The 21684-nt window shown below is 67.8% G+C and carries 18 protein-coding genes; 12 read left to right on the top strand and 6 right to left on the bottom strand.

The annotated features are described in order from the left end of the window. Positions 1-25: 25 nt before the first annotated feature. Positions 26-2881, top strand: coding sequence for a winged helix-turn-helix domain-containing protein (locus WKW82_RS13125; protein WP_340342719.1), 2856 nt, complete (start codon positions 26-28; stop codon positions 2879-2881). A 183-nt stretch (positions 2882-3064) separates the two neighbouring features. Here WKW82_RS13125 and WKW82_RS13120 read toward each other — a convergent pair whose 3' ends face one another. Both WKW82_RS13120 and WKW82_RS13115 read right to left on the bottom strand, forming a co-directional pair. Beyond that, on the bottom strand, positions 3065-4315 hold the full coding sequence (locus tag WKW82_RS13120; protein WP_340342718.1) for an MFS transporter: 1251 nt from the start codon (positions 4313-4315) through the stop codon (positions 3065-3067). Between the two features lie 72 nt (positions 4316-4387). After that, positions 4388-5347, bottom strand: a complete 960-nt coding sequence (locus tag WKW82_RS13115) for a dienelactone hydrolase family protein (protein ID WP_340342717.1) — start codon at positions 5345-5347, stop codon at positions 4388-4390. Positions 5348-5496: 149 nt separating this feature from the next. Between WKW82_RS13115 and WKW82_RS13110 the strand changes: the two genes are divergently transcribed. The 7 genes from WKW82_RS13110 to WKW82_RS13080 all read left to right on the top strand — a co-directional run bounded on the left by WKW82_RS13110 (position 5497) and on the right by WKW82_RS13080 (position 12738). Then, on the top strand, positions 5497-6636 hold the full coding sequence (locus WKW82_RS13110) for an acyl-CoA dehydrogenase family protein (protein ID WP_340342716.1): 1140 nt from the start codon (positions 5497-5499) through the stop codon (positions 6634-6636). A gap of 20 nt (positions 6637-6656) precedes the next feature. Continuing rightward, the gene (locus WKW82_RS13105; RefSeq protein ID WP_340342715.1) at positions 6657-7841 is read left to right on the top strand and encodes a lipid-transfer protein; all 1185 of its coding nucleotides are present in this window, start codon (positions 6657-6659) and stop codon (positions 7839-7841) included. A gap of 3 nt (positions 7842-7844) precedes the next feature. Then, positions 7845-8285 carry a MaoC family dehydratase N-terminal domain-containing protein gene (locus WKW82_RS13100; RefSeq protein WP_340342714.1) on the top strand — a complete coding sequence of 147 codons (441 nt, stop codon included), beginning with the start codon at positions 7845-7847 and terminating at the stop codon, positions 8283-8285. A gap of 17 nt (positions 8286-8302) precedes the next feature. After that, complete coding sequence (locus WKW82_RS13095; RefSeq protein WP_340342713.1) at positions 8303-8722, top strand: MaoC family dehydratase; 420 nt, start codon at positions 8303-8305, stop codon at positions 8720-8722. 27 nt (positions 8723-8749) lie between these two features. After that, positions 8750-9574 (top strand): SDR family NAD(P)-dependent oxidoreductase, encoded by an 825-nt coding sequence (locus WKW82_RS13090; protein WP_340342712.1) that lies wholly within the window; start codon positions 8750-8752, stop codon positions 9572-9574. A 224-nt stretch (positions 9575-9798) separates the two neighbouring features. After that, positions 9799-11685, top strand: coding sequence for a feruloyl-CoA synthase (locus tag WKW82_RS13085; RefSeq protein WP_340342711.1), 1887 nt, complete (start codon positions 9799-9801; stop codon positions 11683-11685). A 30-nt stretch (positions 11686-11715) separates the two neighbouring features. Continuing rightward, positions 11716-12738, top strand: coding sequence for a Bug family tripartite tricarboxylate transporter substrate binding protein (locus WKW82_RS13080; protein WP_340342710.1), 1023 nt, complete (start codon positions 11716-11718; stop codon positions 12736-12738). Positions 12739-12745: 7 nt separating this feature from the next. On the opposite strand, the gene WKW82_RS13075 is transcribed toward WKW82_RS13080, so the two are convergent. Beyond that, on the bottom strand, positions 12746-13465 hold the full coding sequence (locus tag WKW82_RS13075) for a Crp/Fnr family transcriptional regulator (protein ID WP_340342709.1): 720 nt from the start codon (positions 13463-13465) through the stop codon (positions 12746-12748). A gap of 55 nt (positions 13466-13520) precedes the next feature. On the opposite strand from WKW82_RS13075, the gene WKW82_RS13070 reads away from it, so the two are divergent. Further along, positions 13521-14087, top strand: coding sequence for a hypothetical protein (locus WKW82_RS13070; RefSeq protein WP_340342708.1), 567 nt, complete (start codon positions 13521-13523; stop codon positions 14085-14087). Between the two features lie 18 nt (positions 14088-14105). Here WKW82_RS13070 and WKW82_RS13065 read toward each other — a convergent pair whose 3' ends face one another. Next, positions 14106-17495, bottom strand: coding sequence for an autotransporter family protein (locus tag WKW82_RS13065; RefSeq protein WP_340342707.1), 3390 nt, complete (start codon positions 17493-17495; stop codon positions 14106-14108). A gap of 152 nt (positions 17496-17647) precedes the next feature. On the opposite strand from WKW82_RS13065, the gene WKW82_RS13060 reads away from it, so the two are divergent. Then, positions 17648-17896, top strand: coding sequence for a hypothetical protein (locus WKW82_RS13060; protein WP_340342706.1), 249 nt, complete (start codon positions 17648-17650; stop codon positions 17894-17896). A gap of 86 nt (positions 17897-17982) precedes the next feature. Here WKW82_RS13060 and WKW82_RS13055 read toward each other — a convergent pair whose 3' ends face one another. Together WKW82_RS13055 and WKW82_RS13050 are read right to left on the bottom strand one after the other, a co-directional pair. Continuing rightward, entirely contained in the window at positions 17983-18390 is a 408-nt protein-coding gene (locus WKW82_RS13055) for a hypothetical protein (protein WP_340342705.1), read from the bottom strand. Further along, complete coding sequence (locus tag WKW82_RS13050) at positions 18387-18830, bottom strand: acyl-CoA thioesterase (protein ID WP_340342704.1); 444 nt, start codon at positions 18828-18830, stop codon at positions 18387-18389. Before WKW82_RS13050 ends, WKW82_RS13055 begins: the two co-directional genes overlap by 4 nt. 189 nt (positions 18831-19019) lie before the next feature. Between WKW82_RS13050 and WKW82_RS13045 the strand changes: the two genes are divergently transcribed. Continuing rightward, entirely contained in the window at positions 19020-20480 is a 1461-nt protein-coding gene (locus WKW82_RS13045; RefSeq protein WP_340342703.1) for an efflux transporter outer membrane subunit, read from the top strand. 30 nt (positions 20481-20510) lie between these two features. After that, complete coding sequence (locus WKW82_RS13040) at positions 20511-21680, top strand: HlyD family secretion protein (protein ID WP_422823468.1); 1170 nt, start codon at positions 20511-20513, stop codon at positions 21678-21680. Positions 21681-21684: the final 4 nt, after the last annotated feature.

Below are 21684 nucleotides of genomic sequence, written 5' to 3'. Positions count from 1 at the left end.
CCGAGGGTCGGTGTCACCCGACCTCATGCCACCCCGCCCGCCCTCTTCCCGCACCTCGAAAGCCCCGCCGCAAGCCCCCTCGGATGGGCCTGCGCCGCGCGCTGCCGCAGCCCCGGCCGAGCAGCGGTCAGGCGTCGGCGTCGTCGGGCGCGAGCGGCTGCTGCCGCGGCTGGTGGAGGCGCGGCGCCTGCGCTGCATCGTCGTCACCGGCCCGGCCGGATCGGGCAAGTCGACCCTGGTCGCGGCCTGGCGACAGGCGATCGTGCCGCTGGGCTTTGATGTCGCGTGGTTCACGGCGACGGCGCAGGACGGTGTCCCCGCACGATTCATCGACGGCCTGCTGGCCAGCATCGCGCGCGTCGACCCCGCCCTGGTGCAGGAGGCGGCCCGGCTGGGCAGCGCCAGCCTCGATGCGCAGGAAGACGCCGATGCCTTCGAGCGACTCGCCATCTCGCTGATCCGCGGCATCGCAGCGCATCCGCGCGACCTGGCGCTGGTGATCGACGACCTTCATCACCTGCAGCACCCGGCGATCCACGAGGCCCTGCAATGGCTGCTGGACCACGCCCCGCCCAACCTTCACCTGGTGCTCGCCGCGCGCGGCAGCCAGGCGCTCTCGCTCGACCGCCTGCGCAGCCAATCGCAGACGCTGGAGTTCAACGGGCGCGACCTGCGCTTCACGCTGGCGGAGACCGGCCAGTTCCTGAAGGCCCAGCTCGGCGACATCGACGCACGCACCGTCCGGACGCTGCACGAGCTGAGCGACGGCTGGGTGGCGGGCCTGCGCATCTTCACCGCCGACTGGAAGAAGAAGCAGCTTGAAGCCGGCCGCCCCGCGCAGGGCGAGCCCTTTGCGCGCGTGCCGACGCGCGATGCGCAAGCCTTCACGCAGTTCTTCGAGGACGAGGTGTTGTCGCGCCTGTCGCCCGACGAGCTCGACACACTCGTCCGCGTGGCGGCGTGCAGGCGTTGTTGCGCCTCGCTGTGCGCCGCGCTCGTGGACGCGCCGGAGGCCACGGCGAGCATGACCGCCCTGCTGGCCCGGCTGCACCGCGACGACATGTTCGTCGGCCCCGTCGAAGGGCAGACGCAGGAGACCTGGTACCGCCTGCATCCGCTGCTGCGCGAGACGCTGCTGGCGCGATTCGCCGCACTCGACGAGGCCACGCGCCGCGCGGTGCACGAGCGCGCATTCGCATGGTTTCGCGAAGCGGGGCTGTTCGAGGATGCGGTTCGCCATGCGGTGCGCTCGGGCCAGCCGGACCAGGCCGCGGCACTGGTCGACCAATGCGCGCACTCGCTGATCGTGCGCGGCGAGCGACGGGAGCTGATCGGGCTGCTGCGGCAGTTGCCACCGAAGCAGATCAACCAGGGCGTGAAGCTGCGCCTGCTCACGGCGCGCATGCAGTTGTTCGAGCGCGACCTGGTCGCCTGCGCCAGGACGCTCGACAGCGTCGCCCCCGATGTGCCCCCCGACGACCTCGCCAATCAGTTCGTACTGACCGCCCTGCGCGCGGCACTGGCCGTGCAAGGAGACGATCTCGACGGCGCACTGGCCATGCTGCCGCAACTGCTCGACACGCCGCAGGATGCCGATGCCCTGACCATCGGCGGCCGCACCAACATCCTTTCGTGGCTCTACACGCAGCAGGGCGACTACGAGAAGGCCCGGCGCGTGGTGCTCGATGCACCGCCGCTGATGGTCGACGGCGCGCCCCTGCTCGCCACTGCCGCTGGCAGCCTGCAGGGCCGCAACCTGGTCGGGATGAGCTATGCGATGGAAGGCAAGATGACGCAGGCCGAGCGCATCTTCCGCGCCGTGGCCGCGGAAGCGGAGCAAGGCGGCAAGTCCTGCGCCGACGCGTACTACTTGGCGATCGGCTTGCTGAGCGACGTGCTCTACGAACTCAACGATGCCCGGCAGGCCCGCGCCCTGCTAGAAGGCAAGCTCGACATGCTGGATCGCATCGCGATTCCCGACGCCCTGCTGCGCGTGTACCGCGTGCTCGCCGCAGCGAACTGGCAGGCCGGCAGCCAGGCGGAAGCCTTCGCGCAACTGGAGCGGCTGGAAGCCTACGCCATGCAGCACAAGCTCGACCGCGTGCTGGCCCACAGCCTGGGCGACCAGTTGCACCTGCGACTGCTGACCGGCGAATTGATGGCCGCCGAAGCGCTGCTCGCGCGGCTCGACGCCGTCCACGCACGGCATGCCTCGTCGACTTTGCACATGCCGTGGGAGATCAGCGAGGTCACGCAGCGCGCGCACATCCGGCTGGCTTCGACGATGGGCGATATCGATGGTGCGGCGACGCAACTGGCCAGCCTCATCGCGCAATGCGAGGCCCGTGGCCGCCAGCGCACAGTCGCCCATCTGCTGATGAAGAGCGCGGCCATCGACGCACAACGAGGGCGCGATGCATCGGCGCGGGAGAAGCTGATCGATGCCCTGCGCCGCGGCCATCGGCTGGGCCTGCTGCGCAGCCTGGTCGATGCCGACCCGACGGCGCGCCAGATGATGAGCGAGCTGACACAGGCCGAGGCGCTCGACCCGGTGCTGGCCTTCTACGTCGAGCGCCTGCTCGCCGCGCGCACGCCGCGTGACGCGCCAGCAGCCACGCCCAAGGCCGGCGAACGCGGCACCATGCCGGCGGAATTGAAAGCCTTCAGCGAGCGCGAGATCGAGATGCTGCGCCTGCTCGCGCAGGCCATGCCCAACAAGAAGATCGCGCGTGCGCTGGGCCTGTCTCCGGAGACGGTGAAGTGGTACCTGAGCCGCATCTACGGCAAGTTGCGCGTGGCCGGCCGGGACGAGGCGGTGGCGCGGGTGCGGGACTTTGGCTGGGACATGGAAGCGCCACGAGACAACTTCCGCGAAGGATGAAACCGGGGCGAACAATGCCTGTTCGTGGGCACCCGCGGAACCGGCTTTGCCGGGCCGCTGGGTGCGCCCCCTTGAGGGCTGAGGGCCGCGGCTCCAAGCCTGCCTGCGCAGGCTTGGACGGCCCGCAAGAGCAGCCGCCTCTGGCGGCCGCCCGGAGCGCCGCAGGCGCATTCGGGGGTGGGTTCATTTTCGCGAAACCGCCCACATGATCGCGGCGGCGACCAGGTTGCCGCCGATACTCGCAACGATCACCAGCGAATAGCTGTGCGTGGCGTCGAAGATGTAGCCCGCAGCGGTCGGCCCCACGAGCGTCCCAACGGCCACGCCGGTGTACAGCACGCCGATGATGGCGCCGATGTTCTTGCCACCGAAGTAGTCCGCCACCAGGGCAGGCAGCAGCGCGACGCAACCGCCGTAGAAGACGCCGAAAACCAGCGCGAACACCGCCAGTCCCGGCAGCCCCGTGGACACGAGCCAGACCACCAAGGACGCGGCCATCCCGGCATACATGAGGATCAGCGCCGGTTCGCGCCCCATGCGGTCGGCCACGTTGCCCAGGAGGAAGCGCCCCGCCGTGCTTCCGACACCGATGGCACCGAGCAGCAGCACCGCCGATGCCTGCGCAATGCCATGGTCGAGCGCGTACGGCACGAGATGCACGAAGGGCACGAACAGCCCGAAGGAAGCGAGCATGCAAGCGACATACAGGGCGATGAAGCGCGGCGTCTTCATCGCCTCCATCAAGCCGAAGCCCACCGCTGGCGAAGCCGCCGCACCGATCGGAGGTGTGACGGGCGCCAGGTCGCCATCGGGCAACAAGCCGCGGTCGCGCGGATCATCGGCCACGAGCAGCGCCATGCCCACGCCGACCACCGCCGCGCCAACACCGAGGCCCAGGTACGCCGTGCGCCATCCCCAGTGGTCGATGAGGAACGAGGCCAGCGGCGGCATCACCAGCGTGCCGACGCCGATGCCGCTGACCGCCAACCCCGAGGCGAAGCCACGCCGCCGGACGAACCAGCGCTGGATCGTGCCGAGCGCAGGCACATAGGCCAACCCAACCCCCACGCCGATGCCGATGGCATACGCCGCATAGACCTCGCCCAGTGTGCGCGCCATGCCCGCCAGCGCCATGCCGGCCCCGGTCAGCACCATGCCGGCCACCAGCAGTGGCCGCGCGCCCCACCGGTCCGCCAGCGGACCGCTGAGCACGCCCAGCGCAAAGTAGAGAAAGCCGGCCAGCGAAAAGACCAGCGACACCGAGCCGCGCGAGGCCGCGAACTCGGCCTGCAGTGAACTGAGGAACGCGCTGAAGGTGTAGGCACTGCCGAAGCCGACGAAGGTGGTCGCGAAAGCCGACGCGACGACGATCCAGCCGTAGAAAAGCGCGGGGCACCCGGTCCGGCCCGCCACTGTCGCGTTCCTGGTGCTCATGTGTCTCCTGTCCTGAGGTGGACGCAGATTGTGCTGGGCAATCCCGGCACGCGCATGAGGATCCGCCCGCGCTCAGCGCGTCAGGTTGGCATCCAGGAACTCGATCAGGTCGCGCGTCGCGACGTCGCGTTGCCCGGGGTTGCTCCACAGGGACGCGCCCTTCTTCACGCAGGTCTTGCGCAACGCGTCGAGGAGCGACGGGTCGGTGCTCGCATAGGTCTTCCCGTCGTAGCTTTGCCGGCCATCGGGCTCGAGCAACACCACGCAGTCCATGAAGTTCTCCGCCATGCTTTCCCGATGGAGGCGCGTGTGGGCAGGATTGCCGTCGAAGGCATGCGAGGCGCCTGGGTAGACCTTCACATCGATCTTGCCGCCGGCACCGGCGAAATCGGCGGCGAGCGCCTGACAGGGCTTCACGCCCGTGTAGTCGTCCTTTTCGCCGAGGGCCATGAAGACCGGGCTCGCGGGCAAGGGTTCCCGTGAGCGGACGGTGGATGAGGGGTAGAACGGTGCCGCGGCGGCGAAGCGCTCCTTCTCCGCCGGCAGGAAGTTGCGGTCCGCCGCATACAAGGCCACGGTGCTTCCCTTGGAGAATCCGGCAACGGCGATGCGCCGCGGCGGAACGTTTTGCTCGATGAGGAAGCGGCGCGCGGCGAAGGCATCGCGCGTCATCTGGAGCGTACTGATCCTGGACTGGTCTTCGACAGTGCTGCCGATCCCGCGCGGCCCGAACGAGTCCAGGGCCAGCGCCACATAGCCCGCCGCGCTCAGCGCCCGCGCGTAGTGGCCCTCCCGGTGATCGCTCCACCCGCCCGATCCATGGACCAGGACCACGGCGCCCTTGGCATCGCCGGCAGGCTTGTAGAGCACGCCGCGCAGGGCCATCGACGCGCCCGCGCCGTCCAATGAATTGAAGCTCACAGGGACACCACCCTGCGGCTGGGCGTGCACGGCTACGCAAGCCATGAAGTAACAAGCGCATGCGACGGTGCCGGTACGCAGCCAGTGCAAAAACCCATCCATCACGTCCATCGAGGTCTCCTTCAACTTGTCGAGTCACTGTAGTCGGCGGGGCTTCAACGCTGCAAGCGCGCGATCGACCCCCCATCCGGGGTGGGGCCACCCACCCGCCCGGCGAATACCTTAGGGCCCAGAGACAAGTTCCTCCAGGAGACAACCCCATGAATGTGACCCGCAACGTCTTCCGAGACGACCATGAGATGTACCGCGAGACGGTGCGCCGCTTCATCCAGCGCGAATGCCTGCCGCGCCAGAACGCCTGGGACGAGGCCGGCAAGGTCGATCGCGAGACCTGGCTGAAGGCCGGCAAGGAAGGCCTGCTGTGCGCCTCGCTTCCCGAGGAATACGGCGGTGGTGGCGGCGACTTCGGCCATGCGGCTGTGGCCAGCGAAGAGTTCGCGCGCTCCGGCGTCAGCGGCCCGTCCTTCGGGATGCACTCGGACATCATCGCGCCCTACATCCTGCGCGCCGGCACCGAGGAGCAGAAGCAGAAGTGGCTGCCCAAGGCGGCATCGGGCGAGATCATCCTGGCCATTGCCATGACCGAACCCGGCACCGGCAGCGACCTGAAGGCGGTCAAGACCACCGCCGTGCGCGATGGCGACGACTACGTCATCAACGGCAGCAAGACCTTCATCAGCAACGGCCTGACCGCCGACCTGATCATCGTGGTCTGCAAGACGGACCCGAAGGCCGGCGCCAAGGGCATCAGCCTGATCGCGGTCGAAGCGAGCCGCGAAGGCTTCCGCCGTGGGCGCAAGCTTGAGAAGGTCGGCCAGTACGCACAGGACACGGCCGAACTCTTCTTCGACAACGTGCGCGTGCCGGTGGCCAATCGCCTCGGCGAAAAGGGCAAGGGCTTCAGCTACCTGATGGGCGAACTGCCGCAGGAGCGCTTCACCATCGCCATCGGCGCGGCTGCGCGACTGGAGCGCGCGCTGGAGAACACCATCGCCTACGTCAAGGACCGCAAGGCCTTCGACGGCACGGTGTGGGACTTCCAGAACACCAAGTTCAAGCTGGCCGACATCAAGGCGCAGGCCGTGGCGGTGCGCACCCTGATCGACCACTACATCGGCGAGCACACGCGCCGCCGCCTCACGCTGGAGGAAGCGGCCATTGCCAAGCTCTTCGCGACCGAGGCGCTGGGCAAGGCGCTCGACGAGATGGTGCAACTGCATGGCGGATACGGCTACATGCTGGAGTACCCGATCGCCCGCGACTTCGTGGACTCGCGCGTCACGCGGATCTACGGCGGGACCAGCGAGGTCATGCGTGAGCTGATCTCTCGAAAGCTCTGAATACCAACTCAAGGAAGAACATGACAAACAAGGTTTTCGTTGCCGGCGTCGGCATGAACCAGTTCAAGAAGCCGGGCATGAGCGAGCCCTATGACGTGATGGGCGAGCAGGCCATCCGCGCGGCGCTGGCCGATGCAGGCCTGGACTTCTCCGACATCCAGCAGGCCTATGCGGGCTATGTGTACGGCGACTCGACCTGCGGGCAGAAGGCCGTGTATCGCGTCGGCATGACGGGCATCCCGGTGCTCAACGTGAACAACAACTGCGCCACCGGTTCGTCGGCCCTGTACCTCGCGCGCCAGGCCGTGCAAAGCGGCGCGGTCGATTGCGCCCTCGCCTTCGGCTTCGAGCAGATGAACCCGGGCGCGCTGAAGTCGCGCTGGGATGACCGTGCACCGGCACTGGAGCGTGCCGCCAAGGTCGTCGACGAACTGGTCGGCCACCCCGAAATTCCCTCGGCCATTCGCCAGTTCGCCGGCGCCGGTCGCGCGCACATGCAGAAGTACGGCACCAAGCTGGAGACCTTTGCGAAGGTCCGCGCCAAGGCCAGCCGCCATGCCGCCAACAACCCGCTCGCCGTGTTCCGCAATGTCGTGACCACCGAAGACGTGATGAACGCGCCCATGCTGTGGGAGGGCGTCATCACGCGCCTGATGGCCTGCCCGCCGACCTGCGGCGGTGCCGCGGCCATCGTGGTGTCGGAAGCCTTCGCCCGCAAGCGCGGCCTGCGCACCGACGTGCTCATCGCCGGCCAGTCGCTCGCGACCGACCTGCCCAGCACGTACGACGCCATGGACATGATTCGCGTCGTCGGCTTCGACATGACGGCGCTGGCCGCGAAGCAAGCCTATGAGCAGGCCGGCGTCGGCCCCAAGGACGTCGACGTGATCGAACTGCACGACTGCTTCGCGCAGAACGAACTCATCACCTACGAAGGCCTGGGCCTCTGCGGTGAAGGCGAAGGCGAGAAGCTGGTCAATGACGGCGACAACACCTACGGCGGCCGCTGGGTCACCAACCCGTCGGGCGGCTTGCTGTCCAAGGGCCATCCGCTGGGTGCCACCGGCCTCGCGCAGTGCTACGAGCTCACACACCAGTTACGTGGCACAGCGGACCAGCGCCAGGTCGCGAACGCGAAGGTCGCGCTGCAACACAACCTCGGCCTCGGCGGCGCCGGCGTCGTGACCATCTACAAGAGGGCTTGAACCATGATCGACAAGAAGCACATCGGCATGAAGCTGCCGGTCTACACGGCCAAGGCCGAAGCGGGCCAGCTCCGCTTCTTCGCCAAGTCCATCGGCGAGACCAACCCGATCTACATCGACGAAGCCGCCGCGCGCGACGCGGGCCATCCCGGTCTGCCGCTGCCGCCGACCTTCCTCTTCTCGCTCGAGTTCCAGATCCCCTCGAACGCCTGGCGCGACGAGCTCGGCATCATCACCTCGCGCATCCTGCACGGCGAGGAGAACTTCAGCTACCACCGCATGGCATACGCCGGCGACACGCTGCAATTCGAGACGCACATCGCCGACATCTACGAGAAGAAGGGCGGCGCCCTGAGCTTCGTGGTGCGCGAGTCGAAGGTCAGCAACCAGCGTGGCGAACACGTCGCGGACCTGCGCAGCGTGCTGGTCCACAAGAACGCATGAGCGAAGGAGTACGCACCATGAGCCAGAGACAAGCCCCCTTCAATGTCGCCGTCGGCGACACGCTGCCCGTACTGGAACTGCCGGCCATCAACCGCACCACGCTGGCCCTGTTCGCCGGCGCATCGGGCGACCACAACCAGATCCACATCGACACCGACTACGCCCGCAAGGCCGGCATGGTCGACGTGTTCGCGCACGGCATGTTGTCGATGGCCTACCTCGGCCGCCTGCTCACGCAATGGGTCGACCAGCGCCAGATTCGCGGCTTCGGCGTGCGCTTCACCGGCATCACGCACCTGGGCCACAAGATTACTTGCAGCGGTCGCGTGGTCGAGCGCTTCGAGGCTGACGGCGAGCAGCGCGTGAAGCTCGAAATCGAAACGCGTAACCAGTACGGCGATACGAAGATCGTCGGCGATGCCGTCATCGCCCTTTAAACACTTTTTCACTCGGAGAGATACATCATGGGAACACTCGACGGCAAAGTCGCCCTCGTCACCGGTTCGGGCCGCGGCATCGGCCAGGCCATCGCACTGAAGCTCGCCAGCCAGGGCGCGCGCATCGTCATCAATGACCTCGACGCCGATCCGGCGAACGAGACGGTCGAACTGCTGCGCAAACAAGGCACGGACGCCGTGGCCTGCGTCGGCAACGTCAGCGCGCCGGACTTCGCCGAGCGCTTCATCAAGACCGCGGTCGACAACTACAAGGGCATCGACATCATCGTCAACAACGCCGGCTTCACCTGGGACGACGTGGTCCAGCGCATGACCGACGAGCAGTGGTACGGCATCCTCGACTGCCACCTGACCGCACCCTTCCGCATCCTCCGCGCCGCCTATCCGGTCATCAAGGCACAGGCCATGGCCGACCAGGAAAAGGGCATCGAGAACTACCGCAAGGTGGTCAACATCTCGTCGACCTCGGCACTCAACGGCAACGCCGGCCAGATGAACTACTCGTCGGCCAAGGCCGGCGTGATCGGCATGACGCGTGCGCTGAGCCGTGAATGGGGCCGCTTCAACGTCAACGTCAACGCGGTGGCTTTCGGCCTGATCCACACCCGCATGACCAACGCCGATGCCAAGGCCGGCGCGACCATCAACATCGAAGGCAAGGACATCCGCGTGGGCCTGAACCCCGAGCTGTTGAAGTCGCATGCGGCGCGCAACCCGCTGGGCCGTGGCGGCACACCGGAAGAAGCGGCTGGCGCGGTCTACCTGTTCTGCACGCCCGAGTCGAACTACATCACCGGCCAGGTCGTGGCGGTGGCGGGCTCGCCGCAGTAACTGCGGACAGAGAAAGGACAAGCCCTGGGGAGCAGCATTCGCCACCAAGGACTTGCCTAGCGGCCCCATCTCTCGCGTAGCCCGCGACGCATGCGACCACGGGCCTTGCCTGTTCGTGGGCACCCGCGGAACCGGCTTTGCCGGGCCGCTGGGTGCGCCCCCTGAGGGGGAGCGCCGCAGGCGCATTCGGGGGTGGGATTTACTTTTTCCGGAGACAGACAAACATGACCACCCTCGCCGCCGAAGCCCTCGCACCCGCCCCCGTGCGCTACCGGCCGGTGCCCTACGAGATCCGCAAGGCCGTCTGCGAACGGCGTGCGGACGGCACGCTGATCCTGCGTTCGCCGCTCACGCCCAAGCCCACCGGACGCACCGGCTTTGCCGGCTTCATCCCGCACTGGGCGAGCAAGCGTGGCGACCTGCCGGCCTTCTGCGAACGCGATGCGCAGAGCGGCGAATGGAAGCGCCTCAGCTGGCGCCAGATGTGGCAACAGGTGCAGACCGTGGGCGCGGCCCTGCTCGACATGGGCCTGGGCCAAGGCAAGCCGCTGGTCATCCTGTCATCCAACTCGCTCGAACAACTCGTGCTGCTGATGGCGGCGGAGTACGTGGGTGTGCCGGTGGCGCCGGTGTCGCCGGCGTATTCGCTGCTGAGCAAGGACTTCGCGCGCCTCAAGGGCGTCTGCGAACTCGTTCCGCCAGCCGCCCTCTTCGTGCAGGACGTGGCGACCTACCAGCCTGCGATCGCGGCACTCGGCTGCAGCGGCGTGCCGGTGATCGCCGTGAGCGGTGCCACCGCGGGCCAGCATGCCTGGAAGGCATTGGCGAACGGTGAGCTCACGCCACAGCGGCGCGACCGGGTCGCCACCGCCCACACGGCGATCCAGCCCGCAGACGTTTCCAAGATCCTCTTCACCTCCGGCTCCACGGGCGTCCCCAAAGGCGTGCCGGTGAGCTACAGCAACCTGCAAGCCTGCGCGGCCAACCTCGCGAATATGTTCGAGAAGCTGGCCGAAGGCAAGGAGCCACCCGTCTTCCTCGACTGGCTCCCGTGGCATCACGCCCTCGGCGGCGTGCTGAACCTCGGCCGCTCGGCGCTGCTCGGCGCCACGCACTACATCGACGACGGCAAGCCACTGCCCGGCCTGTTCGAGCGCACCGTGCGCAACCTGCGCGAGATCTCGCCCACCGTGCTGACCAGCGTGCCCTCCGCCTGGACGATGCTCGCCACCGAACTGGAGCGCGACCCGCAACTCGCACGCAGCCTCTTCGCCCGCGTCATCAACTTCGGCTACGGCGGCGCGAGCCTGCCCAAGGACGTCAACGAACGCATCCAGCGCGTGGCAGAGCGCACCGTCGGCGAGCGCATCGTGTTCGGCACCGGACTGGCATCGACCGAGACCACCGGCGTCGGCACCTACCGCACCTGGGTCAGCGACGACCTGGCCAACATCGGCGCGCCGCCGCCCGGCACCGAAGTCAAGCTGCTGCCGCTCGACGGCGACCGCTACGAGATTCGCGTGCGCGGCGCCCATAACTTCAGCGGCTACATCGGACGACCCGACCTCACCGCCGCCGCCTTCGACGAAGAAGGCTTCTTCAAGCTCGGCGACGCCGTGCGCCTCGTCGACATGGACGACCCGGCCAAGGGCATGCGCTTCGATGGCCGCGTGGCGGAAGACTTCAAGCTGGTCAACGGCACCTGGGTGCGCACCGGCTCGATCCGCCTGGGCCTCATCGAGCGCTGCGCACCGCTCATCACCGATGCCGTGATCTGCGGGCATGACCAGAACTATGTGGCCGCGCTGGCTTGGCCCAACGTGGCGGCCTGCCAGCGGCTGCTGCCGGAACTCGCGGGACTCAGTGCGGCCGAGCTGTCGACTCACCCGGCCCTCGTCGCCGCGCTGGGCGAGCGCCTGCGCAAGGACAACGGCAGCGCCAGCCTGCGCGTCGAGCGCCTGCTGCTGATGGCCGAGCCGCCCTCGATGGACGCCAATGAGATCGCTGACAAGGGCTACGTCAACCAGTCCACCACGCGCTCGCGCCGGGCCCATCTGGTGGACGAACTGTTCGCCGCCCAACCCGGCTCGCACGTTGCCACCACGCGCTGAACGAATCATCAAGAACGGAGACAAGCAACCATGCGCCAATCCATCGGCAAGACTTTCATCGGCAAAACTTTCATCGGCAAGGCTTTCATCGCCAAGGCCTTCATCGCCATCGCCGCACTCGCCTGCGGCACGCACGCCCTGGCCCAGGACTACCCGACGCGCACCATCACCATCGTCGTGCCCGCGCCACCGGCGGGCGCGACCGACGTGCTGGCCCGCGTGCTGGCCGACGAACTGGGCAAGAGCTTGAAGCAGACCGTCATCGTGGACAACAAGCCGGGCGCCTCCGGCATGCTCGGCGCGTCGGCCGTGGCGCGGGCGCAGCCGGACGGCTACACGATTCTCCTGTCGCACTCCTCGCCGATCTCCTACGCGCAGTACATGTTCACCAAGGTGCCGTACGACGTGCGCCGCGACTTCGCCTTCATCACCGAGCTCTGCTCCGCCAGCCTGGTGTTCGCGGTCAACAAGGACGTGCCGGCACGCAACATGAAGGAGTTCGTGGCCTGGGCGCAAGCCAACAAGGGCAAGGTCAACTACGGCTCCTTCGGCGTGGGCTCATCCAGCCACCTGCTGAATGCGCACCTGAGCGAATCGCGCAAGCTCGACATGACCCACGTGGCCTACAAGGGCGAGGCGCCGATGATCCAGGACATGATCGCCGGGCAGATCCCCATGAGCATCGGCACGCTGGGCACCATGGCGCCGCACATCGCGAGCGGCAGCGTGCGGCCGCTGGCCATCATCGGAGACAAGCGCCTGGCCGAACTGCCCAACGTGCCGACGATGGCGGAGTCGGGCTTCAACGACGAGGAATTCAAGCTCCTGGGCGGGGTGGTGGTGATGGCGCCTGCCAAGACGCCGCCGGCCGTGCTGGCACGGCTGGAGAAGGAGACGCGAGCGGCCGTGCAGACCGTCGCGATGAAGGCGCGCTTCCAGGCCTTCGGACTGGTCGGCATCGGCAACAGCTCGGTGGAGTTCCGCAAGAACTTCGATGCGACCGGGCCGATGATCGAGCGGCTGGTGCAAGTCTCGGGCGCAAAAGTGGACTGAGCCGGCGTCAAGACTCGTTGGAGATGCGCATCATCGCCGCACGATCGCGCACCACCAGTCCACCCGATTCGAGCCGGATGACCTCTTCGCGCTCCATCGCCTTGAGCTCCTGGTTCACTCGCTGGCGCGACGCACCCAATAGTTGCGCCAGTTCTTCCTGCGCAAGATGCAGCCCGATGCGCATCTGGCTGGCATCCTCCAGGCTCGGCACGCCGTAGCTGCGCACCAGGTGGATCAGTTGCCTGGCCAGGCGCGCGCGCAGTGGCAGCGTGTTGAGGTCCTCCACCAGCCCGAAGAGCTGCCGGATACGCCGGGCCTGCAAGCGCGTCAAGGCTTCGTACAGCTCCGCATGCGTTGACAGGATCTTCTGGAAATCCGCGCGCGCGACGCAGAGCACGGTGGTGTCGCCATGCGCGAAGGTGTCGTGCGGCCGACGGTCGCCATCGAACATCTCCACGTCGCCGAACCAGCTGCCGGGCTCCATGTAGGTCAGCGTGATCTGCTTGCCGGTCACCGTCGTCGAACTGGCACGGACGGCCCCTTTGGCGCAGCCGAACCACTGCTCGGCCGGATCGCCCCGCGCCGCGATGAGTTCACCATCCTCGAAGCGCCGGACCACCGCGCAGCGCAGGATGTCGTGCCGCAGCGTGGGCGAGAGCATGCTGAACCAGCGGCCCTTGTTGATCGCCGTGCGTTCTTCGATGGTCAGGATCGGGTCGTCGTCCATGGTCTCTCCTGTCTCCGAAAAAGTGCGGAGGGGGATTGTCGTCCAAGCCTGACCGTTGGCCACCGTTGCCTCCGCCCTGCACTACCACTTCGGCCCGCGTGCGGCCATCGTGGCCCATGTGCTCAACACGCGGCTGGAGCCCATCAACACATTGCGAAACGAGATGCTCGACACGATCGAGCGCGAAGGCCGCGCCGGCTCCGTGCGCGACGTGTTCGAGGCCGTCGTGCTGCCCTGGCAGCAGACGATCGCGTCCACGCCGTGGGGCAGCGACTATGTCCAGGTGCTGGCGCAGTCGGTGCTGAATCCGCGCATCCTCCGCACCGACCTCATCGACCGCAGCAAGCTCACCGGTTTCCTGCGCCTCTTCAGGCTGCTGCACGCCGCCCTGCCGGATGTTCCGACCGGCGTGATGAACGATCGCTTTTCCCGGGCCAAGGACAACGTGACCCTCGGCCTCGCGCGCTGGAGCCGCGCAGACGAGGCCACCCGTGCACTGAGCAACGTGGCACAGGACCTGGTGGACTATGCGGGCGGCGGGTTCGGTGCACCGGTCACGCGCAAGGTACCGGCGCGCGGCCGGAGCAAGGCGCCCGCGGGCGTCGACTACTTCCTGCGTTGACCTGAGCGCAGTGGTCCGCTACCACGTGTACTTCGCCCCGAGCCTCACGGTCGTCGACTTGTAGCCCTGGCTGCCCCACTGGTAGCCCAGGTTGCCCCATGCGGTCCAGCCACGCGCCAGGTCGGCATTGAGGCCGAGCTTGGCCTCGTAGCGGTCGCCGGGGTACAAGGACCGAAACGCGAGCTGGTTGAAGACCTGCGTGTTGTCGACGCCGTCGTGCCACCAGTTGAGCGTGAAGTACGGCTGCAGCTTGCGGCCGTCCTCGCGCACCCAGGTCCGGTACGTTCGCACACCGAGTCGCGACAGCCAGCCGCTGCCGTCCCTGCCGCTGACCTGCGTGCCGTTGGGCTCGGTGATGTTGTCCTCGTCGTACTTCAGGTAGATGAGCTGGGCTTGTGGCTCGAGCACCCAGCCCGTGCTCGCAAGCATGAACGCGTAGCCGGTCTCGCCGGAGAGCGTGAGGGCCTTGGCGTTGTACTTGACGTCGGGCAGCGTGTCGCCTTCCACCGTGTTGTGGAACCAGCCATAGCTGCCCCAAGCGTCGACGTACCAGCCGAGCTTGCTCGCATCGTTCTGGTACCAGGTGGCATAGGCGCCCAGGTTCCAGCCTTCGACCTTGCCACGGGCCTGCGCGGGGTTGCCGTCCGCGCGGGCCTCGCTGCTCGATCTGCCGTAGCCGAGCATGGCACCGAGGTGCAGCCGGCCGGTCTCGCCGCCCACGGCCCAGCGCGCGATATCGCCGCCGCCCTGCATCAAGGTGCTGTCGCCGTCGATCGAGAAGTTGCCGTCGGCGGATGTGGCCTTGGTCTGCTTGTTGACGACGCGCAGCCAGCCGGAGCGGGGTTGGCTGGATTGCGGGTTGAAGCCCTGCGATTCGACCCACTGCGGCTCGCCGAGGCGGTCATGCAGGCTGTGGAGGAACATGCTGCCGGCCTGGCGCTGGTTGGTCAGGTAGGCGCCGACCTCGGGGCGGTACAGGGGGCGGTCGGGCAAGGGTGGCGGCGAAGGTACTGGTGTGGGGGCCGGGGCTGGTGTGGGAGCCGGAGCCGGTGTGGGCGAAGGCGCCGGTTCGGGTGCCGGAGGTGGTGTGGGTGACGGACCAGGCCCTGGGGCTGGCGTCGGTGTTGGGGCTGGGGCGGGCGTAGGCGCCGGTGCTGGCGCTGGCGCTGGTGCGGGCGTGGGCGCTGGTGCGGGTGTAGGCGCTGGTGCGGGCGTGGGCGCTGGTGCGGGCGTAGGCGCCGGTGCGGGGGCTGGCGTGGGCGCTGGTGCGGGCGTGGGCGCTGGTGCAGGAGCCGGCGTGGGTGCAGGAGCCGGCGTGGGCGCAGGGGCCGGCGTGGGTGCAGGCGCCGGCGTGGGCGCAGGGGCCGGCGTGGGCGCAGGGGCCGGTGCGGGCGTGGGCGCCGGCGCGGGAGGCGACGGCGGTGCAGGGGGTGAAGGTGAAGGTGAAGGCGAAGGTGACGGCGGCGGCGTCGGCCCGATCTGCGCCGAGCGCAGATACCAACTCGGATCCGCCGCCGCTTGCTTCCCGCCCTGGAACAACCGGTACTCGAAAGGCCCCTGAACCACACGGTTCGACAGTGCAAACGACGAGGCCTCGCTCGTGGCCCCATTCACGGTCTGGACCACCCGGATGCCGTCGCTCGTGGTGAAAGCGCCCTGACCGCCCGCATTGACGATGCGCAGCAAGCTCAGCCCCGACGTCGTGCCCCCATCGATGACCACAGTGTCCGACGGCGCCCCATCGCCTGCCAGCACCGTGTGCAGCGCAATCACGCCGCCCTGCCCCACCAGGTTGCCCACGATGCGCAGCGAGTCGCCGGCCCCGGAACTGCCGTTGGTCATGTCGATCAATCCGGCGTTGATCACCGTCACCCGTTGCCCCGCCAGGAAGGGCGCGATCACATGCGTTCCATTGCCTGCGAAGACGGTGCTGGTCGGGTCGATGGACAGCGTCCCGGTGCCCGAGCCGCTGTCGCCCAATGTCAGCGTGCTGTTGAAGGTCAGCTGCGAACGGTTCGTCAGGTCGATGCGTTCCCAGCGGACGAAGCGCTGCACGTTGTCGGCCGCCGTGTTGTCGAGGATGAGCTGGTCGTTGCCCTGCCCGCCATCGACCTGGATCTGCCGCAAGTTGCTCGACGTGAGGTTGCGGAAGGTCGCGACATCGTCGCCATCCTCCATGGCCAGGCTGCCGATCTGCCCGCCGCTCCAGAGCAACCGGTCGTTCCCGCTTCCGGTGTTGACGGCCTGCGTGATCGTCCCGTCGGAGATGGTCGCCGTGTCGTCGCCTGCCCCCTGCAGCACCTGGTTGTTGACCGTGCCGCCCACCATCGTGAAGGTGTCGTTGCCATCCCCTTCATCGATCACACCGTTGATCGTGTTGCCAAGGGCATCGGCCTCCAGGCTGATCACCCGGCCACCCACGCGGTTGATCACCGTGTCGTCGCCCGAGCCCAGCCGGATCGAGTTGTTGACGAGACCGGCGTTGTCGATGAAGTTCCGCGCCGCGCCATTGCTGACGATGTCGCCGTTGATCGTCGCATTCGCAGCGTTGCTGAGCCGGTTCTGCCCGTCGCCGGTGAACGTGACGCCGTTCTGGATGGTGTTCGCGTTGTCCACTTGGTTCACGCCGCTGCCATTGATCCGCAGGCCGTTGTTGATCGTGGCGCCCGCCTGGTTGACGACCGTGTTGCTGGAGATTCCGATGAGCGACAGGCCCTGGTTGAACGCCCCGCCGTTGACCACGTTGTTGGCAGCCCCGCCCAGCGACACCGCGCCGTTGACCTGGCGCCCGCCCAGCGTCGTCAGCGAGTTGTTCCCGGTGCCGGTGATCGTGATCCCGCCGTTGAGGTTGGCGCCTTGCGTGATCGCGATCGCGCCATCGCCCGTGCCCGTGATGTTGCCGTTGATGGAGCCGTTGCCGCTGTTGTTCACCGTCAGTATGAAGTTCGCGACGCTGTCGAGCTGCACGGCGGTGCCGCTGCCGTTGATCCGCCCGCTGTTGTCGAGCACCGAGTTTCCCGGCCCCGACATCGTCACGCCCGGCCCGTTGAATCCGTCTACCGATCCAGGGTTGCCGATGGTCGTCGGGCCCGCGCTCACCAAGCCGCGCCCACCCTGCACCAGGCCGCTGTTGTTGATGGCCCCGCCCCCGCCCAGCGTCACCGCATCGCCGCCGCTGACGTTGAACTGCGCGCCCGACTGCACATTGACCGTGACACCGCTCGCGCCCGGCTGCGAGACCAGCGGCGACGTGACCGGATTCGGATTGCTGCTGTCGCAGGTCACCGTCTGCCCTGGGCCCGGCGTGAGCGTGGGCGTGCAAGCAGCGCGTGCGGCATTGCCGCAGATGAGCAGGCCGACGGCCGACCACACGGCGCTGTATCTCAGGTTGACCGCGGGGGCCTTCATGTTCTTGTCTCCGGAGGGGCTGGCATCGGCGCTTCGGGAAACGGTAGACCGACGCCCGCGGGCAGCCAATTGCACCTTGGTGCTGATTTACGCCCCGAGCTAGTCCACGTTCTTGCCGGCCTAGCCCCATACACCGCAAAGCGCGGTCGTGTGTGTCCGGAGAGCCACATGACGAATCGAGCGATGCGACTGACCCTGAACCCGGCGACGCCAACCTCACGGCCGGCACGCGCCAGGGCAGCGCGCAGCACGTTGCGTCCAATGTGTTCGACCTCTACGTCTCGCCAATCATCTCGGGCTATCACTTCTCGCAGACCGAGCAGCCACAAGAAGCTGATGGCGACCGCGACGCTGGTCTTCTGACGCCGCTTCACTCCCTCTGCCTCTGGGAAATGGGGTGAGGGCTCGCGGTCCTGAACGACAGGCTGGCCTGTTCCACCGCCGCATGCCCTCACCCTGCCCTCCCCCGGCGAGAGAGGGAAAGCACTCACAGTGGCGCGCGCAGATACAGGATGACCTGCGTGAGCCGAATCGACAGCGCCACATAGACCAGGACCGCGGCCAGCTTCAGGAACTTCGGCTGGTGCATGCGGGTCAGGCGGCGCAGCCCGTCGAACAGGTTCAGCGCCAGCAGCACCGCGCCCAATGTGGCGATCGCGTAGCCCGCGAAGTGGATCGACCACATGCCGAAAATTGGCGTCGTGCCGCCATGGTTGATCGCGTACACCCCGGCACCAACGACTCCGGCGCCCGTCAACACGTTACGGGCATGTTGGAAGAAGGTGGAGAGGCCATCCTTCTCGAACAGCATGATGGCCATCATCTTCCAGCGCCGTCCCAGCCTCGCGAGCGCGCCTGATGCGCGCTGCCTGTCCGGTTCCGGTTCGGTCTTCATGAGGCCTCCGTGTGATCCGCAAGCGGCAGACCTGCCGCCTCGCGCCAGCCATCGGCCATCGCTGGCGGAAACGCGATGGCCTTGCGCGCCGCCGCGTCCATGAACACGGCCGTCAGCATGCTCACCGCGACCACGTTGTCCGCCCGATCGCCGCGGCGCATCTCGTGGCGGATGCGCAGCACCTTGTCCTTGACTTCGATCAGTTTCGAATGGATCGACACCAGGTCGCCTGCATGCAACTCGCGCCGGTACTGCGTCAGCTGCTCGACCGCCGCCATGCCGCGCCCCGCATCCTTCAGCCAGGCCGGCGTGAGCCCGAGCGAGCCGAAGAACTGCCAGCCCGCCTCGTCGAACTTGCCCGTGTACCACATGACGTTCATGTGACCCATGTGGTCGCACTGCCAGGGATAGACCGTGCCGCGGTAGGTGAGGTATTGCATCGCTGTGCTCCATTCGGTTGTCTGGTGTGAGCGATCAATTTAGGGGGCGACAACGCATCGCACATGTCGGTCCGGCACCCGCTTGATTTCAACTGACATACAGCGTGCGCCGCCGCGAAATGTGGCCACAACGCGCCGTCCGCACAGTTCGCCTCCATCAGCAACCCATCGCATGGAGCGCGACATCCCATGAACGACAAGTCATCGAATCCAAGGCAGTCCGGTACAAGCCGCCCCCTCACGGTCGCACTCGCAACCATTGCCACCGCCGTGATCTCCGCCTGCGCCCAGTTGCCGGCGCGCGAGGCGGGGCCGCAGGTCAAGCCGGTCACGCAGTACGCCACCGCACAGAGCTTCACGGCAGCTTCGGTGGCATGGCCCGCCGATACCTGGTGGCATGCCTACGAAGACCCGCAACTCGACCAGCTCATCACCGAAGCGCTGGCCGACGCGCCCAGCGTCGCAGCCGCCGACGCCCGCCTGCGCAAGGCACAGGCTTTCGTGCAGACGGCCGACGCCGCGCTGATGCCGCAGATCAGCGCCAACGCCGCGATCACCGGCCAGAAGCAGAGCTACAACTACCTGAGCCCGCGCAACGCCACGCCCGAAGGCTGGAAGGACTACGGCCGCGCCACGCTGGACTTCTCCTGGGAGATCGACTTCTGGGGCAAGAACCGCGCAGCGCTGGCCGCCGCGACCTCGGATGCCGACGCGGCGCGCGCCGATGCGGCGCAGGCACGGATCATCCTCTCGACCTCCATCGCCTCGGCCTATGCGGAGTTGGCACGCGAGCATGCCGCGCTCGACACGGCGAATGCGGCGCTCACCGTTCGCAGCAAGACCGCCGACCTGCTGGCACGCCGCTTCGACAACGGCCTGGAAACCTTGCCGAGCGTCAAGCAGGTGGATGCGCGTCGTGCTTCTTCACAGGCAGAGGTCTTGTCCATCGAAGAGCAATTGGCGCTGCAACGCAACCGCATCGCGGCGCTGCTCGGTGCCGGGCCCGATCGCGCGCTGGCCATCACGCGGCCGACCGTGCGCCTGCAACGCGCCTTCGGCCTGCCGCAACAGTTGCCAGCCGAGCTGATCGGCCGCCGCGCCGACGTGGTGGCCGCCCGCCTGCGTGCCGAAGCCGCCGCCAGGCGCATCGACCAGGCACGCGCCGCGTTCTACCCGAACGTCAACCTCGTCGCCTTCATCGGCGTGCAATCGCTGGGGCTGGACATGCTGGGCAAGAGCGGCTCTTCCATCGGCAGCGTCGGCCCGGCCATCTCCCTGCCGATCTTCGATGGCGGCCGGCTGCGTGCGCAGTTGGGCGGCACCAACGCCGACTATGCGCAGGCGGTGGCCAGCTACGACGGCGCCGTCGTCCAGGCCTTGCAGGACGTGGCCGATGCGACCGTGAGCCAGAAGGCGCTGGGGCCACAACTGGCGCGCACCGACGAAGCCGTCGGCGCCGCGCGCGAAGCCTGGCGGCTGCAGAACAACCGCTACGAAGGCGGCCTCTCGAACTACCTCGAAGTGCTGTCCGCCGAGGACACGCTGCTGGCCAACATGCGCACGCAGAGTGACCTGCAATCGCGCGCCTTCTCGCTCGATGTCGCCCTCGTCCGCGCCCTTGGTGGCGGCTATGCCACGGCCCGGAACTGAACCCCTCTCGCAACCCCACAGGAGCCCACCATGTCCAAGATGCAATCCGAACTGCTGCAAGCCGCTGGCGAAGCCATCGCCACGCATGAAGATGAAGCCAAGCCCGCCGGCCCGACGCGCAAGCGCCTCTTCGCGATGCTGGGCTTGACGATGCTGGCGGCCGGCATAGGCTACGGCGCCTACGAATACATCCACGCCTCGCGCTTCATCTCGACCGACAACGCCTATGCCGCGACCGAGACAGCGCAGGTCACGCCCGCCATCAGCGGCATCGTGCGCGAGGTGCGCGTGGCCGATACGCAGGCCGTGCAGCGCGGCGATGTGGTCGTCGTGCTCGACGACACCGACGCCCGGCTGGCGCTCGACCAGGCCGAGGCGGAACTGGGCCGTGCAGTGCGCCGCGTGCGTGGCTATGTCGCCAGCGACACCAGCCTCGCTGCGCAGATCGCCGCACGCGTTTCCGACCAGCAGCGCGCTGCCGCGCAGGTCGCGTCCGCGCAAGCCGACTTCGAACGTGCACGCGTCGACCTCTCGCGGCGCCAGGCCCTGGCCGACTCGGGCTCGGTGTCGGGCGATGAACTGACCAAGGCACGCAATGCCTTCGACACCGCGCAGGCGAACCTGGTCGCAGCACAGGCCAACGCCCTGCAGTCGCGTGCCAATCACAAGGCCGCGATCGGCTCGCGCGAAGCCAATGCAGTGCTCATCGCCGACGCCACCGAGGACACCAACCCCGAAGTCACACTGGCTCGCGCCCGTCGCGACCAGGCGCGCGTGAACCTCGAACGCACGGTGGTGCGCGCGCCGGTCGACGGCGTGATCGCCAAGCGCACGGTGCAGCTGGGCCAGCAGGTGCAGCCCGGCGCGGCGTTGCTCTCGGTCGTGCCGGTGGGCGACATGCATGTGGACGCGAACTTCAAGGAAGTGCAGCTCGACCGCGTGCGCATCGGCCAGCCGGTCAAGCTGGAATCCGACCGCTATGGCAAGAAGGTGGCCTACCACGGCGTGGTCGAAGGGCTGGCCGGCGGCACCGGTGCGGCCTTTGCGACCATCCCTGCGCAGAACGCGACGGGCAACTGGATCAAGGTCGTGCAACGGCTGCCGGTGCGCATCCGCCTTGATCCGGAGGAGCTGGCAAAGCGCCCGCTGCAGGTGGGCCTGTCCATGCACGCCACCATCGACACGCGCAGCGTGCATTGAAGGG

This window comes from Variovorax rhizosphaerae, from assembly GCF_037889975.1.
Lineage (GTDB): Bacteria > Pseudomonadota > Gammaproteobacteria > Burkholderiales > Burkholderiaceae_C > Variovorax > Variovorax rhizosphaerae.
Note: the sequence above shows the minus strand (reverse complement) of the source record. Positions and strands in the feature narration are given on the sequence as shown.

What these genes read in the sequence shown, in the direction of transcription:
- WKW82_RS13040 (WP_422823468.1), top strand. Translation starts at nt 20,511, where the DNA reads ATGTCCAAGATGCAATCCGAACTGCTGCAAGCCGCTGGCGAAGCCATC.
- WKW82_RS13075 (WP_340342709.1), bottom strand. Translation starts at nt 13,465, where the DNA reads ATGGACGACGACCCGATCCTGACCATCGAAGAACGCACGGCGATCAAC.
- WKW82_RS13120 (WP_340342718.1), bottom strand. Translation starts at nt 4,315, where the DNA reads ATGAGCACCAGGAACGCGACAGTGGCGGGCCGGACCGGGTGCCCCGCG.
- WKW82_RS13055 (WP_340342705.1), bottom strand. Translation starts at nt 18,390, where the DNA reads ATGAAGACCGAACCGGAACCGGACAGGCAGCGCGCATCAGGCGCGCTC.
- WKW82_RS13105 (WP_340342715.1), top strand. Translation starts at nt 6,657, where the DNA reads ATGACAAACAAGGTTTTCGTTGCCGGCGTCGGCATGAACCAGTTCAAG.
- WKW82_RS13090 (WP_340342712.1), top strand. Translation starts at nt 8,750, where the DNA reads ATGGGAACACTCGACGGCAAAGTCGCCCTCGTCACCGGTTCGGGCCGC.
- WKW82_RS13085 (WP_340342711.1), top strand. Translation starts at nt 9,799, where the DNA reads ATGACCACCCTCGCCGCCGAAGCCCTCGCACCCGCCCCCGTGCGCTAC.
- WKW82_RS13115 (WP_340342717.1), bottom strand. Translation starts at nt 5,347, where the DNA reads ATGGACGTGATGGATGGGTTTTTGCACTGGCTGCGTACCGGCACCGTC.
- WKW82_RS13045 (WP_340342703.1), top strand. Translation starts at nt 19,020, where the DNA reads ATGAACGACAAGTCATCGAATCCAAGGCAGTCCGGTACAAGCCGCCCC.
- WKW82_RS13065 (WP_340342707.1), bottom strand. Translation starts at nt 17,495, where the DNA reads ATGAAGGCCCCCGCGGTCAACCTGAGATACAGCGCCGTGTGGTCGGCC.
- WKW82_RS13080 (WP_340342710.1), top strand. Translation starts at nt 11,716, where the DNA reads ATGCGCCAATCCATCGGCAAGACTTTCATCGGCAAAACTTTCATCGGC.
- WKW82_RS13125 (WP_340342719.1), top strand. Translation starts at nt 26, where the DNA reads ATGCCACCCCGCCCGCCCTCTTCCCGCACCTCGAAAGCCCCGCCGCAA.
- WKW82_RS13050 (WP_340342704.1), bottom strand. Translation starts at nt 18,830, where the DNA reads ATGCAATACCTCACCTACCGCGGCACGGTCTATCCCTGGCAGTGCGAC.
- WKW82_RS13095 (WP_340342713.1), top strand. Translation starts at nt 8,303, where the DNA reads ATGAGCCAGAGACAAGCCCCCTTCAATGTCGCCGTCGGCGACACGCTG.
- WKW82_RS13110 (WP_340342716.1), top strand. Translation starts at nt 5,497, where the DNA reads ATGAATGTGACCCGCAACGTCTTCCGAGACGACCATGAGATGTACCGC.
- WKW82_RS13100 (WP_340342714.1), top strand. Translation starts at nt 7,845, where the DNA reads ATGATCGACAAGAAGCACATCGGCATGAAGCTGCCGGTCTACACGGCC.